Annotated in this window: 15 protein-coding genes; 5 read left to right on the forward strand and 10 right to left on the reverse strand. The window is 63.5% G+C overall.

Translation table 11 applies throughout. The annotated features are described in order from the left end of the window. Window positions 1-84: 84 nt before the first annotated feature. The 3 genes from AC1RQP_RS17510 to AC1RQP_RS17520 all read right to left on the reverse strand — a co-directional run bounded on the left by AC1RQP_RS17510 (window position 85) and on the right by AC1RQP_RS17520 (window position 3170). Window positions 85-1095: an NADP-dependent oxidoreductase gene (locus AC1RQP_RS17510; RefSeq protein ID WP_492937884.1), complete on the reverse strand. Its 1011-nt coding sequence runs from the start codon at window positions 1093-1095 to the stop codon at window positions 85-87. Window positions 1096-1169: 74 nt separating this feature from the next. Beyond that, the gene (locus tag AC1RQP_RS17515; RefSeq protein ID WP_492937885.1) at window positions 1170-2327 is read right to left on the reverse strand and encodes an acyl-CoA dehydrogenase family protein; all 1158 of its coding nucleotides are present in this window, start codon (window positions 2325-2327) and stop codon (window positions 1170-1172) included. Between the two features lie 54 nt (window positions 2328-2381). Continuing rightward, window positions 2382-3170 (reverse strand): enoyl-CoA hydratase/isomerase family protein, encoded by a 789-nt coding sequence (locus AC1RQP_RS17520; protein ID WP_492937886.1) that lies wholly within the window; start codon window positions 3168-3170, stop codon window positions 2382-2384. Window positions 3171-3409: 239 nt separating this feature from the next. Here AC1RQP_RS17520 and AC1RQP_RS17525 point away from each other — a divergent pair, with 239 nt between their 5' ends. The 3 genes from AC1RQP_RS17525 to AC1RQP_RS17535 are packed head-to-tail and all read left to right on the forward strand — an operon-like array spanning window position 3410 to window position 6122. Next, entirely contained in the window at window positions 3410-4510 is a 1101-nt protein-coding gene (locus tag AC1RQP_RS17525; RefSeq protein WP_492937888.1) for a phosphotransferase family protein, read from the forward strand. Between the two features lie 29 nt (window positions 4511-4539). Beyond that, complete coding sequence (locus tag AC1RQP_RS17530) at window positions 4540-4992, forward strand: hypothetical protein (protein WP_492937889.1); 453 nt, start codon at window positions 4540-4542, stop codon at window positions 4990-4992. Between the two features lie 14 nt (window positions 4993-5006). Next, window positions 5007-6122 (forward strand): Rv3169 family protein, encoded by a 1116-nt coding sequence (locus AC1RQP_RS17535; RefSeq protein ID WP_440640831.1) that lies wholly within the window; start codon window positions 5007-5009, stop codon window positions 6120-6122. Window positions 6123-6218: 96 nt separating this feature from the next. Here the strand turns inward: AC1RQP_RS17535 and AC1RQP_RS17540 are convergent, their stop codons facing one another. Genes AC1RQP_RS17540 through AC1RQP_RS17570 form a run of 7 tightly spaced genes read right to left on the reverse strand, consistent with a single transcriptional unit; the run spans window position 6219 to window position 13137 of the window. Continuing rightward, window positions 6219-7205, reverse strand: a complete 987-nt coding sequence (locus AC1RQP_RS17540; protein ID WP_492937890.1) for an NAD(P)H-dependent flavin oxidoreductase — start codon at window positions 7203-7205, stop codon at window positions 6219-6221. Further along, window positions 7205-8116 (reverse strand): SDR family NAD(P)-dependent oxidoreductase, encoded by a 912-nt coding sequence (locus AC1RQP_RS17545; RefSeq protein WP_492937891.1) that lies wholly within the window; start codon window positions 8114-8116, stop codon window positions 7205-7207. Before AC1RQP_RS17545 ends, AC1RQP_RS17540 begins: the two co-directional genes overlap by 1 nt. A gap of 10 nt (window positions 8117-8126) precedes the next feature. Next, the gene (locus AC1RQP_RS17550; RefSeq protein WP_492937893.1) at window positions 8127-9305 is read right to left on the reverse strand and encodes an acyl-CoA dehydrogenase family protein; all 1179 of its coding nucleotides are present in this window, start codon (window positions 9303-9305) and stop codon (window positions 8127-8129) included. 30 nt (window positions 9306-9335) lie between these two features. Beyond that, window positions 9336-10193, reverse strand: coding sequence for an HpcH/HpaI aldolase/citrate lyase family protein (locus AC1RQP_RS17555; protein WP_492938415.1), 858 nt, complete (start codon window positions 10191-10193; stop codon window positions 9336-9338). Between the two features lie 2 nt (window positions 10194-10195). Continuing rightward, window positions 10196-10651 (reverse strand): MaoC family dehydratase, encoded by a 456-nt coding sequence (locus AC1RQP_RS17560; RefSeq protein ID WP_061879093.1) that lies wholly within the window; start codon window positions 10649-10651, stop codon window positions 10196-10198. 12 nt (window positions 10652-10663) lie between these two features. Continuing rightward, window positions 10664-11863, reverse strand: a complete 1200-nt coding sequence (locus tag AC1RQP_RS17565; RefSeq protein WP_061879094.1) for an acetyl-CoA acetyltransferase — start codon at window positions 11861-11863, stop codon at window positions 10664-10666. A gap of 2 nt (window positions 11864-11865) precedes the next feature. Then, window positions 11866-13137: a hypothetical protein gene (locus AC1RQP_RS17570; protein WP_492937894.1), complete on the reverse strand. Its 1272-nt coding sequence runs from the start codon at window positions 13135-13137 to the stop codon at window positions 11866-11868. Window positions 13138-13425: 288 nt separating this feature from the next. On the opposite strand from AC1RQP_RS17570, the gene AC1RQP_RS17575 reads away from it, so the two are divergent. Further along, complete coding sequence (locus AC1RQP_RS17575) at window positions 13426-14316, forward strand: SDR family oxidoreductase (protein ID WP_492937895.1); 891 nt, start codon at window positions 13426-13428, stop codon at window positions 14314-14316. Between the two features lie 30 nt (window positions 14317-14346). Then, entirely contained in the window at window positions 14347-15519 is a 1173-nt protein-coding gene (locus tag AC1RQP_RS17580; protein WP_061879097.1) for an acyl-CoA dehydrogenase family protein, read from the forward strand. The last annotated feature ends 33 nt before the right edge of the window (window positions 15520-15552 follow it).

A 15552-nucleotide genomic window follows, 5' to 3' on the forward strand; every position in this document is an offset into this window, starting at 1 on the left:
CCATCGCCCTTGACGCGGACCTTGACGTTGTAATCGACCACCCGCTTTACCGGCACTAAGACCTTCATCGATCCTCTCCCGACGCTAAGTCGCGGCCTCGAGCCGGATGATCGGCTTGCCGCGGTTTCTGCTTTCATACAGGCCCGCCAATGCTGCCGGCGCCTGTTCCAGTCCAAGAAGAACATCCTCGTCGTAGACGAGGCCGCCACCCAAGGCGAGGCGCGTCAGTTCGTCGGCGGCCTCCGGAAAGGCCGCGACATGATCGAAGATTATAAATCCCGCCCAATGCAGGCGACGTGTCAGCACCTCGCGTTCGGGACGCAGACCCGTCGGCGGCGGCGACCAGGACGCGATCGATGCCGTCCCGCACTGAATCATCCGCCCGCCCCTGCGCATCGATCGAATGGCCGCATCGGCGATTGCGCCACCGGTGTTGTCGAAGAAGATGTCGTTGCCGTCAGGGCACGCGCGGCGAATGGCCGCCGCCAGATCGTTCTCGCTGCGGTAGTCGATCATGTCGGCATAGCCGTACCGCTCCCGCGCCAGCGCCGCCTTCTCCGCCGAGCTGGTCAGACCGACCGGCCTGCACCCGGCAAGTCGGGCCAGTTGCCCGACGAAACTGCCGACGCTGCCGGCCGCCGTCGACACCAGCACATGTTCGCCCGGCTGCGGCTTGCCAAGACCGTTGAACGCGAGATAGGCCGTCAGGCCGTTGATGCCGAGCAGGCTGAGATTTGCGCTGAGCGGCAGCGCCGACGGCGTCACCCGCCGCAGGATCGCATCGGGCGTCGTCGTGCAATGTGACTGCCACCCGAACCATCCGTACAGGATGTCGCCCTCTCCGATGCCGGGACTGCGGCTCTCGACGACCTCGCCGACCGCGAGCGCGCGCATCGGCGTATCGAGCGGCACAGGAGCGCTGTAGTTGCCTTCATCATTGGCCCATCCGCGTTGCGCCGGATCAACCGACAGATAATGGTTGCGCACGAGGATCTCGCCGTCCGCCGGGCGCCTGACCGGTTCGCGCACCAGCGCGAAGTCCGCCAGCTGGGGCACGCCCTTCGGACGGGTAACGAGCCGCATCTGCAGGTTCACGGTCCCCGTCATCTTGCCTACCTCCCGGATATCGGGCCCGGGAAGGCTCTGCCTCCAAGACCCGTCTATCGGCGTTATCGCTTGGCGTATTGCACGGCGGCGCGGCCGATGCGTTCGCGGGCGACAATCAGCTTCATGATGCCCGCGGTGCCGTCCCCGATCTCCAGCCCCATCACGTCGCGCATGCGTTGCTGATGCGGTGATTCCAGCGTCCAGCCGTAGTGGCCGAAGGTCAGCAGGCACTGATGGATGGTGTCGAAAGCGGTCTTCGGTCCCATCCATTTCACCATCGCCGCCTCCGCGGTGTGAGGTTGCCCGGCATCGCGCAGCGCGATCGCGTGATAGGACAATTGCCGGATCGCGGCCAACTGGCTTTCATATTCGACGAGCGGAAACGTCACGCCCTGGTACTGGGCGATCGGCGCGTTGAAGGCGTTGCGCGTCTTCGTGTACTCCCAGGCCTCGTCGAGGGATGCCTGCGCGCAGCCGATGCATTCCAACGCAATCAGCGCGCGGCTGTAGTCGAACCCGCGCATCACATGAGTGAAGCCCTGGTTCTCCGCGCCGAGACGGTTGGCCACGGGGACACGGACATTGTCGAAGAACACCGACCCGCGGCCGATGATCCGGCTTCCGACGTCGTTGAACCGCGTACGCGACAGACCCGGGCTGTCCGCCGAAACGACCATCGCCGTGATGCCGCCGGCGCCGCTTTCGGCCGTGCCGGTGCGTGCGAAGACGATGAAGGCGTCGGCGCAATCGGCGAAGGTGATCGAGGTCTTTTCACCGTTCAGGACGTAGTGATCGCCTTCGCGGCGGCAGCGCAATTTCATATTGCCCGCGTCCGACCCCCCGCCCGGCTCGGTGACGCAAATGCCGAGCAGCTTCTCGCCGCTGATCATGCGCGGCAGCCATTCCTGGACGAGATCCGGGGAACCGCTGTTGGCGAGGATGGCACCCAGCAGCGAGACGTTGACCTGCACGGTGCTGATGTTGAAATCGCCATAGGCCAGTTCCTCGGCGATCACGCCTGCGGTAACGCCCGGTGCCGCCAGACCGCCGAACTCTTCCGGCAAATCCACTCCCAGCAGGCCGAGGTCACCCAGCTCCCTGACGAGATCGCGATCCATGACTGCCGCTCGTTCGCGCGCCTGATAGCTCGGAGCAAGCCGCTGCCGCGCGAAACGGCGCGCCAGGTCGCGAATTGCCAGTTGATCCTCATTGAGCAGCATTCGATCTGGTCCTTCTGGTCACCTCAACAGACTTCGATAGAAGAGCCGATTGCCCTAACGCGCCTCGAAAGTCGGCTTCCGCTTGCCGAGAACCGCCTGCATGGCATTCCACGCATCCTCGGTCCGAGTGATGCGCGCCATGGCCCTCGCCTCGTTCTCGAGCTGTCCTTCCAAGCCCTCGGTCTCGCTGCTGATCAGGAGATTCTTGATCTCGCCAAAGGCCAGCGTCGGGCCGACCGCCAATTGCCTGGCGAGCGCCCAGACCTCGTCGTTAAGGGACTCCGCAGCGACGACCCGGTTGATCAAACCCGCTGCGGCGGCTTCGTCGGCCGAGAGCGTCTCGTTCAGCATCAGAAATTGCGACGCCCGCCGGCTGCCCATGCGCCGCGGAAGATAATATGAGCCGCCGCTGTCGCTCACGATGCCTATCCCAGCGAAGGCCGCGTAGAACTTCGCCGCCGGCGATGCCAGCACGAAATCCGCGCCTGCGACCAGCGCCACAGCTCCGCCCGCGGCCAGGGCATGGACTGCCATGACGACAGGTGCGTTCATCCTCGCAAAGCGCGAAATCGCCATGTGCAGGTCGGCCGTCGCAGTCGACACGAAATTCGCCAGATCATGCCGGTCGCGCGCCAGCGAGTTGAGATCCCCCCCCACGCTGAAAAAGCGGCCCTTGGCATCAATGAGCACGGACCTGACGTCCGGATTGACCGTGCATTCCGTCGCAAGCCTGTTCAAATCCTCGGCGAACTGTCCGTCCAGCGGGTTGCCGCGCTCGGCTTGATTCAAGGTAATATGCGCAACGCCGTCCTTGATTGCGAACTCAAATGCGGTGAGCTTCATCGCTGCCTCCCCATACCCGATATCTTGCTTGTTTGGTAAACTACATTACCTTTTTCTTCCGCATCGTGCCAAGCTCTTTTTTACGCCGCGCAAAGCCATTAGAGCGACTGTGCAAAATGCCACCGCAACCCGCGAACATTGCGACCCGATGTCCGGCTGGACAATTTGGTGCGCTAGTTTATCATAAGTCTCGGCAGACGGCGCATCGATCGTCTTTCATCCCGGACCCTTGAGGGAGCATGGACCAGGCCGTGACGCGGCAGCAGGAAGATATTGAACGTCCGGCGGGACGCTTGGCGCAGACAGCACAACGCGGTCTCGCGCCGTTCGAGGATCCATTGGCCCTGCAGGCTGCGATCGGTGATTTTCTTAGCAAGGACGCGGGGCGTCCCATCGTCATCGAGCGGCTTCAGAAATTTCCCGCCGGCTTTTCGTGGATCACCTACGACGTCAAGCTGCGCGGGCATCCGCGCGCCGACGACATGATCCTGCGCATCGGTCCTCCCTACGGCCTCTTCGCGCCTTACAGCGCGATGCCGGAATTCCAATCGTTATCCGCGCTGGAGGGCAGCGGCGTGCCCGTGCCCCGGGCGTTCGCGGCCAGCGACGATCATTCCATCCTGGGCGCTCCGTTCTTCTTCTGTGAGCGCGTCGCCGGCGATACGCCGCTCCCCTGGGGTGGTGGCGATGGCGCCATGAATGATGCCCGTCGCGAGAGCCTCGCAGCGGACTTCATCGATTCCCTCGCCGCGCTCCACAATTTCGATTGGCGGCGCACCGAGCTGGCGCAGTGGGACCCTCGCATTACCGTGGACAACGCCGCCGATCGTCAACTGGACTTCTGGTGGGAGCGGTTCCGGCGCTGGGCCCTGCGCGCGCACCCGATGGCACATCGAACCTTCGCTTGGCTGCGCCGCAACAAGCCGCGGGCTCCCCGCGTCACCCTCGTCCATGGTGACTATCGGCTGGGAAACTTCCTGGAACAGGATCAGCGGATTTCCGCCATTCTCGATTGGGAACTGGTCCATCTCGGGGATCCGACCGAGGACCTTGGCTGGGCGTTTTTGCCGCAATATCGCGGCGGCACCCGCATGGTCTGCGCCCTCGCCGACGAGGACGCCTTCCTGACGCGCTATCAGGACAAAGTGGGCTACAAGATCGACCGCGCGGCGCTTCACTTCTACATCGTGTTCTCGCTGCTCAAGCTCGCCCTCACCCACATGGCGGCGGCGCGGTGCTTCGAGGATGGCCTGTTCAACGACATGCGGATGCCCGCGATGGCGACGCAGATCGGCCCGGTATTTCGCCAGATCGCCAAGATCATGGAGCGCAGCTCGTGAACAACTCGCTTCCCAGGCTGATCGACGGGATGATCGCCACCTTGCGGCGCGAGGTCCTTCCCAACCTCGAAGGGGAGTTCGCGCGCGGCCAGGCTATCGGCATCATCTACATGCTCAACAGCATCCAGCGCCGCGCCAGCTGGTCGAACCGCTTCTTCCAGGAGCAGCTGATCGCGTTCAGCAAGGCCAGCAAGGAACTTCAGGCCATGGCGGGCGAATTACCCGGCGCGCCTTTGCCGGGTGTCACGAATATCCCCGATCTGCCAGATGAAGGCGCGCTGGAGGCCAGGCGCAACGCCGGTGATGAGCAGCTCTGCCACATGATCGACTGGCTGGCCGAACGCCGCGACAGCCTGCCCGCCGGCGTCGTGGCTCAAGTGGAGACCATCCTGGACGACTATCTCAACCGCCAGCTCAAGTGGGACATCGAAACCAGCGCCAAACCGATGTTCACCGAGATTTCGCGGGGCCGCGAAGACTGAAGAGGAATACCCGCATGCTATCAGCTCAAGACGACTTTATCGGGCACCAGCTTCCCACGACGTTCGACCACGTCATGAACAGCGATCCGAGCTGGATGGAGCGCTACTGGTACACCGGTCACCCGAAGCCGGACGGCGATTTCATCTTCGACGTTGGGCTCGGCTGGCACCCGAACCGCAACGTGATGGACGGCTTCGCCGGCGTTACCGTCGACGGCCGGCAGCACAACTTCAGGGTCTCCCGCAGGATGCGGCCGAATCCGCTCACCACCTCGATCGGCCCCCTCCACATCCAGATCCTCGAAGGGCTGCGACGCCATCGCCTTCTGCTCGAGCCGAACGAGTCCAGCCTCGCGTTCGACATCGAATTCGTCGCCACCATGAACCCACACGAGGAGGAAGAGCATTTCCGCCGTCGTAATGGCCGGGTTACGGAGCACATGGCGCGCGCCCAACAGCTCGGCGCCTACCGCGGCTGGATCGCGGTCGACGGCAAGCGCCGTGACATCGAGGCCGCGCGCTGGCTCGGTCAACGTGATCATTCCTGGGGAATTCGCGGCGAGATGCGCACCGACGAGACGAGCCCGCCCGTCACGTTCTATCCGCCTTTCTTCTACTGCTGGACGACGGCGCAATTCGCCAACCGCGGCCTGCACCTGTTCTTTAAGGAGCGCGCCCCCGGCGACCTCATCTACATCTCCGGCGAGGAGGTGACGACCATCGGCGAGCGGTCGAGGACGACGCGGAAATTGGCTGGAATCGCTCACGACGTCGTCTGGGCCAACGATCCTCACGGCCAAACGGTCGAGCGCGCCGTGTTCGACGCCGTGTTCTCGGATGGAACCCACCGGAAGGTGGAGGTCCGCACGTTGCCGGCACGCTACTTCCTCAAGGGGGGCTTGTACGGCGGCCTGCGCGGCTGGTTCCACGGCGACGACAAGGGCAAATTCTACTCGGAGCACGATGTCTGGACCCTCGCTGACCCGGACACGCGGCGGCTGGTGCGCACACTTTCCGACCACGTGATCGAAGTCGTCGATGGCGACGAGGTCGGATACGGCATCATCGAGTACGGCGTCGGCAAGGGCTACGAGAAGTACGCCGAGGTGCAGCAGCATCCGCCGATCTGACGGCGCGAACCAGCCAGCCGCAATCAAAGGATCAGGCAAAGCGGCTCCCCGCTCTGCCGTCTTCCATTCCGGGGCTCCCAGGGGCAGCGCAGAGCGCTACACTGCGGCAATCGCGCGCCGCGCCCGAGCGTAATCGTCGGCCAGCCATGCAATGAAGTCGGCAGCAGGTTCGACCCGTTTGACCGCGCCAATGCCCTGCCCCGCGCTCCAGATATCGCGCCAGGCTTTCCGATCGGATCCACCGCCCGAGATGTCAACTGCCCCGCGATCCGGGCGCCACAACGATGCGGGGTCCAGTCCGTTGGCTGTCACGGAGGGCAGCAAGAAGGACGCATTGGCCCCCGTGAAGCAATTGGCGATCACGACATCTTTGGCCGCGCAATCCACGATCATCTGCTTGAAAGCCGGCTCCGTGTTGGCCTCGGTCGAGGCCAGGAAGGGCGAACCGACATAGGCCAGATCCGCCCCGAGCGCCTCAGCTGCCAATATGGCGCTTCCCGTGGCGATACAGCCCGAGAGGATCAAGAGCCCGCGCCACCATTCGCGGATCTCCGCCATCAGCGCAAATGGAGACACATTGCCGGTGTGACCACCGGCGCCGGTCGCGACGGCGATGATGCCATCAACCCCGATATCTGCACATTTGCGCGCCTGGCGATCATTGATCACATCGTTGAGCACGATGCCGCCGTAGCCGTGAATGGCATCCACGATCTTCGCACTTGCCGCCAGCGCCAGAACCACGATCGGCACCCGATGCTTGATCGTCAGTTCCAGATCGGCGTCGAGCCTGTCATTCGACTTGTGCGCCACCAGATTGACCGCATAGGGAATCTGACATCCTTCCAGCCCCTGCTCGATCCGTGTCAGGTCATTGTCAAGCTCTGCGCTGGTGCGCGCATTCAGCGCCGGGATGGAGCCGATGATGCCAGAACGACATTGCGCGATCACAAGATCGGGGGTTGACGCGATGAACATCGGTGCAGCCATGACAGGGATCTTCAGGCCGCTGCGCAACCGCTTTGCGACATCCCGATTGGACTTCACGCTGCTTTTCTCCCGCGCGCGGGCTTCCACGTTCATCAGACGGGATCCCAAGTGAAGATGTCGGCCGAGCGATGCAGCGGATAGAGATCGTTCGCAAACATCGGAAACACTCGGTCGATCACCGTCTCCGGCGTCCACCCCTCTGCCGTGTGCGCGGTGCGGACGGGACGCGGCTGCGAGAACAGGTAGATCTCGTTGTTCCTGACCCCGAAGATCTGTCCGGTGACATGTGCCGCCGCATCGCTTGCGAGCGCGACCACGAACGGCGCGATCTTCTCCGGCACCAGCTTCTTCAGGCCGTCGACGCGCTGTTGCTGCTCCGGCGTATTGGTTGGAATGGAATCGATCATGCGGGTCCATGCGAATGGCGCGACGGCATTCGAGCGGACGTTGAAGCGCTGCATGTCGAGAGCAATTGATTTCGACAGGCCGACGATGCCCAGCTTGGCCGCCGCGTAGTTGGCTTGCCCGAAATTGCCGACCAGCCCGGATGTCGACGTCATGTGAACGTAAGCACCTGACGCCTGGGTCTTGAAGAACGGCGCCGCGGCGCGGCTGACGTGGAAGCTGCCTCGCAGATGAACGCTGATGACGGATTCGAACTCCTCCTCCGTCATCTTGTGAAACAGTCCATCGCGCAGATTCCCGGCATTGTTCACGACAGCATCGATCCGGCCGAACGTGTCGATCGCCATCTGCACCATGGATTGAGCGCCCTTCGCACTTGTGACGCTGTCCGTGTTGGCGACGGCCCGGCCCCCGGCCGCATTGATCTCGTCAGCCACCTCCTTGGCCGGCGTGCTCTCGCCGGCCTCGCCTGCAAGATTGACCCCGAGATCGTTGACCACCACGGCCGCCCCCGCTTTGGCGAACGCCAACGCGATGCCTCGTCCGACCCCACGGCCCGCGCCCGTGACCAGTGCGACCTTTCCGTCCATAATTCCCATAGTGTGCGCCTCAATAGCTTTTTGGCAGGCCAAGAACCTTCTCGGCCACGAACGAGAGGATGAGCTGTTCGGTGATCGGCGCGAGCCGCGTGAGCGAGACCTCGCGATAGAGCCGCTCGACGTGATATTCCTTGGCATAGCCGAAGCCGCCATGGGTCATGACCGCCTGCCAGGCGGCGTCGTGCCCGGCGCGGGCGCCGAGGAACTTCGCCGAATTCGCTTCGGCTCCGCACGGCAGTCCCTGGTCGTAAAGCTCAGCCGCCTTTACCGCCATCAGCCACGCGGATTCGAGATACATCCAATTCTCGGCCAGCGGATGCTGGATGCTCTGGTTCTGCCCGATCGGCCGGTCGAACACGACGCGCTCCTGGGCATAGCGGGTCGCCCTGCGCAATGCATCCTGTCCGATCCCGATCGCCTCCGAGGCGATCAGCACGCGTTCCGGGTTGAGGCTATGCAGGATATACGAGAAGCCCTTGCCTTCCTCGCCGATCCTGTCCTCTTCGGGTATGAAGAGTCCGTCGATGAAGATCGCATTCGAATCCACGGCTTTACGCGCCATCTTGGGAATGCGCTGGACATCGATCTTGCTGCGATCCAGATCCGTGTAGAAGATCGTGATGCCGTCGGTCGGCCGCGCACAATCCTCGTATTTCGTGGTGCGCGTCAGCAGCATGATCTTGTTGGCGACCTGTGCCGTCGACGTCCACACCTTCTGGCCACGCACGATGTAGCCGCCCTTGACCTTCTCGGCGAAAGTCTTGATCCGCGTCGTGTTCAACCCAGCGTCCGGCTCGGTAAAGCCGAAGCAGCACTGGTCCTTGCCGGCGATCAGCTGCGGCACCCAACGCGCCTTCTGCTCGGGCGTGCCTTTCACCACGATCGGATGCGGTCCGAAGAGGTTGATATGAACGGTCGAAGCCGCCGCCATTCCCCCGCCATGGCTTGCCACCTCATGCATCATGATGGCGGCTTCAGTGACACCAAGCCCGGATCCGCCGTACTCCTCGGGCATCGTAATGCCCAGCCAACCGGCCTCGGCCATGGCGCGATGGAATTCATGCGGGAACTTGCCGTCTTCGTCGCGTGCGAGCCAGTACTCGTCATCGAACCGGGTGACGACCGCGCGCACGCCCTCGCGGATCGCATTTCGTTCGTCGTCCGTCGGTAAGGGTCTCACTTCCGTCATGGGCATATGCTCTTCGCAAACCAGCTGAACCTAGAGAGAAGCCAGCGTCTTTCGCGCGGCCTTCAGGTGGGGAATGTCGTACATCTTGCCGTCGATCCCGAGCGTTCCGGCCCCCGGATTGGCTTCGAACGCCGCGACAATCTTGCGCGCCTGCGCAATCTCGGCCTCGGACGGCGCAAAACACCGGTTGATCACAGGAACCTGGTCGGGGTGAATCGCCACGCGCCCGACGAAGCCGTCTCGTCGCGAGCGACGGCAATCGCGCTCGAGCCCTTCCGAATCCCTGAAGTCCGCAAAGAGCGTATCGATCGGCGCGACCTCCGCTGCGGCCGCGGCGAACAAGCATTGCGTCCTTGCCACCTGATACGGCCAGGTCCAGCTCCCGTCGCTTTCCTTGTTGTCGGTCCCACCGATCACCGCAGACAGATCTTCTGCGCCCCAAGTCAGCGCCGCGAGCCGCGGGTGTGCTGGCGCGTAGGAGCCCAGCGCAAACATTGCCCGCGGGGTCTCGGTACAAACCACGGCAATCCGCACCGAACCGCGCTCCATGCCCGACCTCACCTCGAGGGCATCGAGGTAATAAGCGATGCGCTCGATGTCCGCGGCACCGTTGGCCTTGGGGATCAGCAGCCCGTCCAGCCCGGGTTTGACCACCGCGGCCATGTCGTCGAGCGTCAAGCCGGTATCGAGCGCGTTGACGCGTACGAAGAACGCCCAGTCACGGGACGCCTGGCCTTCGAGAAGCTGGCCCACATGACCTCGAGCCGCTGCCTTCTGGGGAGGCGCCACGGAGTCCTCGAGATCGAGGATCAGGGCGTCAGCGCCTGACTCCCGCCCGCGGGCAAATTTACGTTCGGAATCGCCGGGTACGAACAATAGTGAGCGCAGCCTCATTGTCGGGGCACTCGCAACATGAGCGCGGCCCGCTTGCAGGTCGCAATGAGTTCGTTCCGCTGGTTATAGCCGCGATGCTCGAAGGTCACGATGCCCTGCTGAGGCCTCGATTTGCTGTCGCGCAGGGCGACCACCGTCGTCTCCGCGCGGATGGTGTCGCCGGCAAAGACAGGTTTCGGAAAGGCGACTTCCTCCCAGCCAAGATTGCCGACGGTCGTTCCCAGCGTAGTCTCCTGCACCGACAGGCCGACGATCAGCCCCAGGGTGAAGATCGAATTGATCAGTGGACGCCCGAATTCGGTGGTTTTCGCGTACTCGTGGTCGATGTGGATCGCCGCAGGATTGTGCGTCAACGTCGAGAACAGGATGTTGTCCATATCGGTAACCGTACGCCGCACCTCATGAACGAACTTCTGGCCGATTTCGAACTGCTCGAAATATTTCCCCGCCACTTGCGGTTCCTCCTAATGCAGGCGCCCGAGAATCGAGACCGCCGCGATGCTGTTGAACGGAGCCCCTCCGAGATTGTGCACCAATCCGAGATCGACCGTGCCGCGCTGCCGATCTCCGGCACGCCCAAGCAATTGAGTATAGACTTCGTAAGCCATTCGCAGCCCCGAGGCGCCGACAGGATGACCGAAGCACTTGAGCCCCCCGTCAATCTGACAGGGCTGCGCACCCGCGCGATCGAAACGACCATCCAGAATGTCGAAAGGCGCCCGCCCCTCGTCGGAGAGATTCAGATCCTCCATCGTGACGAGCTCGGTGATCGAGAAGCAGTCATGCACCTCGGTGACCGATAGATCGCGCCGCGGCGCTTCGACACCTGCTTCGGCATAGGCGCGCTTCGCAGCCTGCCGCGTGTTTGCGACGTAACTTCCGTCCCATTCGTCATACTGGAGCTCCCAACCATGGCTGGCGCACAATTGGATTGCCTTGACGGTGACGGGATTGGCGATGCCCAGCCCCTTCGCGATGTCAGGCGTCGTCACGATGGCGCAGGCTGCGCCGTCCGACACGCCGCAGCAATCGAACAGCCCCAGCGGATCGGCGATCATCGGCGCCTTGAGGATGGTCTCCACGTCGACCGCCTTGCGCAGATGCGCCTTCGGGTTCAGCGCCGCGTTCTGGTGGCTCTTCCAGCTGACATGAGCCATCGCCCGCTTCAGATCGGATTTGTCGATACCGTGGCGCGCGGCATAGGCTCCGGCCAATTGCGCGAATGATCCCGGCGCCGAGCCGTAGGGCATCCACAGATCGTTGGCCAGGCCCTTGGTCCGGAGCGGCAGTCCGCCGTAACCGGTGTCCTTGAGCTTCTCGACCCCGACCGCAAGCGCGATGTCAACCGCGCCGGCGGCAACGGCATAGCTTGCCGCGCGCAACGCTTCCGAGCCCGTGGCACACATGTTCTCCACCCGCGACACGGGTATGCCGCGCAGGCGAAGCGCGTGCGCGAGCGGCAAGGCGCTGTTGCCGACGTTGATGTCATCGAGAGCGTTGCCCATCCAGGCAGCCTCGATCTGACTCTTCTCGATGCCGGCGTCGGCAATCGCCTCGACAAAGGCGTCGACCATCAGGTCCTCGGGGCCCTTGTTCCAGTGCTCCCCGAATGACGTGCAGCCCATGCCGATGACGGCGACCTTGTCCTTGATGCCTGTGGCCATATCTATCCCTCGATGCTGGGACGGTCCGCGGGAGCCGCCTTCCAGAAATACGTCCTGAACCCGCGCCGGGCGTCGCGCGACTTGATGCGCAACAGCGGTCGCACCGTGTCTCCGACCGAAAATCCGCGGCCGTCCCCGTCCGTGAACTCCATCATCACGCGCGCACCGTTGTCGAACTGCACGAGCCCGAACCAGAATGGTGGATCAGGCGTGAAGTTGAGCCGGTCAGCGGTCACCGAGACGATCCTGGCAGTGCAGTCGGCCAGCCGGACGTCCTCGAGCTGCTCGGGAGCCTTGGCGTCCGGCCGCACCGGAAAGCGGCTCTTCGGAAACTGGACATTGCCCTCGGCGTCGCGGCCGCCGACGAAGCCGATCATGTCGCGGCCGTAACGCTCCAGCACCGTCGCCTGGGCCTTCTGCTCGAACTCGGATCGTACGCCCCAATCGAGCTGGACGGCCCCCGTCAAGCTGAGGAAGCGCATGTAGTCATCGAATGCCACCCCTTTGCTCAGTAGCGCCGCCGCTTCGCGAGCGCCCGGCATCTCGCCCGTGAGCTGGAACACCATCGCATCGCAACCACTGCCGAACCCGGCCAGCAGGACGAGATCTCCCTCGCGCGCGCCCGCGCAAGCCACGGCAAACGCGAACAGCGCGTGCGCCGCTCCGAGATCACCCACGGCTTGCGCCAGATCAGCCGCGACATTCGGAGCAGTCACCCCCGTCAACCGCGAAATCTCGCGCCAGCATCCCGCGAGCGGCTCGTGCACCGCTGCGCGCGCGATCTCCGAGGGCGCGACCCCCGCCGCAGCGCAGGCGGCATCGATAGTCGGCGCGATCACTTTCCCAATTGCGGCGTCGCGGACGAATCGTTCCTCATACGCATAGAATTGCGGACGCTCCCGGGATGCGTAGATGTCAACGAGGTCATGAGACAGGCTCGCGTGGCCGAGCAATTGCGCGGCGCCGCGATCAGAGACGAACGCAGCCGCGCCGCCATCGCCGTCGGATAGGTGCTGCGAACTGCCAGCGGTCGCCGGCCGCTTCTCCCCGGCTGCGATAAGCGTATCGCCACGGCCCAGCAAGGCATCGCGAAGCGCCGACACCGCACATCGGCGCGAGCCGGCCACGTCAGCAGTGCGCACGCTGGGATCGAGGGCGAGAGCATCGACGAGCAATGTCGCTTGCGACCGCTCGATAAACGGCGCGGACGTCGACGCGAAAATCACGGCCTGAGGCCGCGGCAATCCACGCGCCGCCTCGACGGCGAGCGTCAACGCGTCTTCGTCCCACCCGGCAACGGCACGCCGACCGGACGGCCTGCCGCCCAATCCCGAAAATTTGAGAGCCTTACCGGCAGCGGCGCGCTCCAGCCGCAGCAGCGGGGCATAAGCTCCAACTGCGGCAACGAAGCGCCCAGTCCGAGATTGACTTGGCGTAGTGGGCAATTTCCGTCCCTCGTTTGTAGGCGCGCAACTTGACAGCAATGCCCAATCTTGTAAATAGGTTTACGAATTTTTCGGACCAGCGTCAAAAAAGGCCATAAACGGAGGCTTTGCCCTATTATGAGCATGGATATCTTTCGGCCCGATGCGTTGGCCGGGAAGTCGATCCTGGTTACCGGCGGGGGCAGCGGTCTCGGCAAGGAGATCAGCAAGGCGCTGGCGGACAGGGGAGCCACCGTGCACATCTGCGGGCGACGCGCCCAGGTGCTGGAAGCTGCGGCCCGCGAGATCGCGCCGTCGGACAAGGCAAAGGTTTACACGCACGTTTGCGACATCCGCGATGCCGACCAGGTCGACCAGATGATGGAGGCCATCTGGAGCGTTGGCCCCCTCACCGGCCTCCTCAACAACGCTGCCGCCAATTTCATCGCACCGACCAAGGAACTCAGCCCGCGCGGATTTCGCGCCGTCACCTCCACCGTCATGGACGGCAGCTTCCACGTCACCTTGGCGGCCGGCAAGCGATGGATCGCAGGCGGCCTCAAAGGCTCCGTGGTCAGCAATCTCGTAACCTGGGTCTGGACCGGATCGGCCTTCGTCGTCCCCTCCGCCATGGCGAAAACCGCGCTGCACGCAATGACGATGTCCCTTGCGGTCGAATGGGGCCCTTACGGCATCCGGCTCAACGCCACCGCGCCGGGACCGTTTCCAACCGAGAGCGCCTGGGAAAAGCTCAATCCGTTACCTGACACCAAATCCAGCGCGACCAGTGCCGATACCGTTCCGATGCGCCGGTTCGGCCAGATGCGCGAGCTGCAAAGCCTCATCATCTTTCTGATGTCGGACGCCTGCGAATACCTGACCGGGCAAACAATCGCGATCGATGGCGGTCAACATCTCGCTGGACCTGGGACGTTCGCCGACCTGTCGGTGCTCACGGACGAGCAGTGGAAGGCCGCGCGTGATGCGATCGTCAAGTCGACCGAGCGCGACAAGTCACAACGGGCCTAAGGCAGAGACAGGCAGGCGGGCAGAGCACCAATGATCGAGCGCTCCATTTTTCGCGAAGAACATGAGATCTGGCGCGCGACGGTTCGTCGTTTCGTCGAGAAGGAGATCGTACCGTTCCACGCCAAGTGGGAGGAAGACGGCATCGTTCCCCGGGACCTCTGGCTCAAGGCAGGCGCGGCCGGCCTCCTCTGCTGCACGGTACCTGAAGAGTTCGGCGGCGCCGGCCTCGACTACCTATTCGACGTCGTCGTGTTCGAGGAATTGTGGCGCGTCGGGGCGAGCGGTCCTGGCTTCCTCATCCATACCGATCTCGTCGCGACCTACATCCTCTCGTTCGGCACCGACGAACAGAAGCGCCACTGGCTGCCCAAGATGGTCCGAGGCGAAGCCATCGGTTCATTGGGCATGACCGAGCCGCACGCTGGCAGCGATCTTAAGGCGGTCCGTACCCAGGCCGTACGCGACGGCAACGAGTATGTGATCAACGGCCAGAAAGTCTTTATTTCCAACGGCCAGCTCTGCGACGTGATCGTGCTGGCGACCAAAACGGATACGTCCGCCGGCGCGAATGGGATTACGCTTTTCCTCGTGGAATCCAATCGCGAGGGCTTCCAGCGCGGACGCAACCTTGAAAAACTTGGCATGAAGGCGCAAGACACGTCCGAGCTATTCTTCGACAACGTTCGGGTGCCCCCCGCCAACATGCTCGGCTCTGAGGGGCGCGGCTTTCAGCACATGATGACCAAGCTGGCGCAGGAACGCCTCGCCCAGGCGATCCGCTCCGCGACGGTCACCGAGACCGTGATCGGATGGACGGTCGACTACACGACCGAGCGCAAGGCATTCGGCCAGACCATCGCCGATTTTCAAAACACCCAGTTCGTTCTCGCCGATCTGAAGGCCCGGGCCACCATGGCCAGGGTGTTCACCGACAGATGCATCGACCTGTTCATCTCCGGAAAGCTGGATGCCGTCGATGCCGCCATGGCCAAGATGGTCACGTCGGAGCTGCACTGCGAGACCGTCGACAAATGCCTGCAGCTTTTCGGCGGATGGGGCTATATGTGGGAATACCCGATCTGCCGGGCTTATGCCGACGCACGCGTCGTCAAAATCGCCGGCGGTTCGATCGAGGTGATGAAGACCATCATCGCGAGAGAAATGTTCAAGGACCGCCCGAAATCGAGGGCACGGCGCGAATGACGACGGAATGGCGCGCCGCCCCGGAACTCGACC

The sequence above is a fragment of the Bradyrhizobium sp. GW821-FHT13H06 genome, assembly GCF_058803975.1.

Excerpts from the sequence above, each read along its gene's own strand:
- AC1RQP_RS17525 (WP_492937888.1), top strand. The coding sequence starts at position 3,410 with ATGGACCAGGCCGTGACGCGGCAGCAGGAAGATATTGAACGTCCGGCG.
- AC1RQP_RS17535 (WP_440640831.1), top strand. The coding sequence starts at position 5,007 with ATGCTATCAGCTCAAGACGACTTTATCGGGCACCAGCTTCCCACGACG.
- AC1RQP_RS17540 (WP_492937890.1), bottom strand. The coding sequence starts at position 7,205 with ATGAACGTGGAAGCCCGCGCGCGGGAGAAAAGCAGCGTGAAGTCCAAT.
- AC1RQP_RS17530 (WP_492937889.1), top strand. The coding sequence starts at position 4,540 with ATGATCGCCACCTTGCGGCGCGAGGTCCTTCCCAACCTCGAAGGGGAG.
- AC1RQP_RS17550 (WP_492937893.1), bottom strand. The coding sequence starts at position 9,305 with ATGACGGAAGTGAGACCCTTACCGACGGACGACGAACGAAATGCGATC.
- AC1RQP_RS17575 (WP_492937895.1), top strand. The coding sequence starts at position 13,426 with ATGAGCATGGATATCTTTCGGCCCGATGCGTTGGCCGGGAAGTCGATC.
- AC1RQP_RS17565 (WP_061879094.1), bottom strand. The coding sequence starts at position 11,863 with ATGGCCACAGGCATCAAGGACAAGGTCGCCGTCATCGGCATGGGCTGC.
- AC1RQP_RS17515 (WP_492937885.1), bottom strand. The coding sequence starts at position 2,327 with ATGCTGCTCAATGAGGATCAACTGGCAATTCGCGACCTGGCGCGCCGT.
- AC1RQP_RS17520 (WP_492937886.1), bottom strand. The coding sequence starts at position 3,170 with ATGAAGCTCACCGCATTTGAGTTCGCAATCAAGGACGGCGTTGCGCAT.
- AC1RQP_RS17545 (WP_492937891.1), bottom strand. The coding sequence starts at position 8,116 with ATGGGAATTATGGACGGAAAGGTCGCACTGGTCACGGGCGCGGGCCGT.
- AC1RQP_RS17580 (WP_061879097.1), top strand. The coding sequence starts at position 14,347 with ATGATCGAGCGCTCCATTTTTCGCGAAGAACATGAGATCTGGCGCGCG.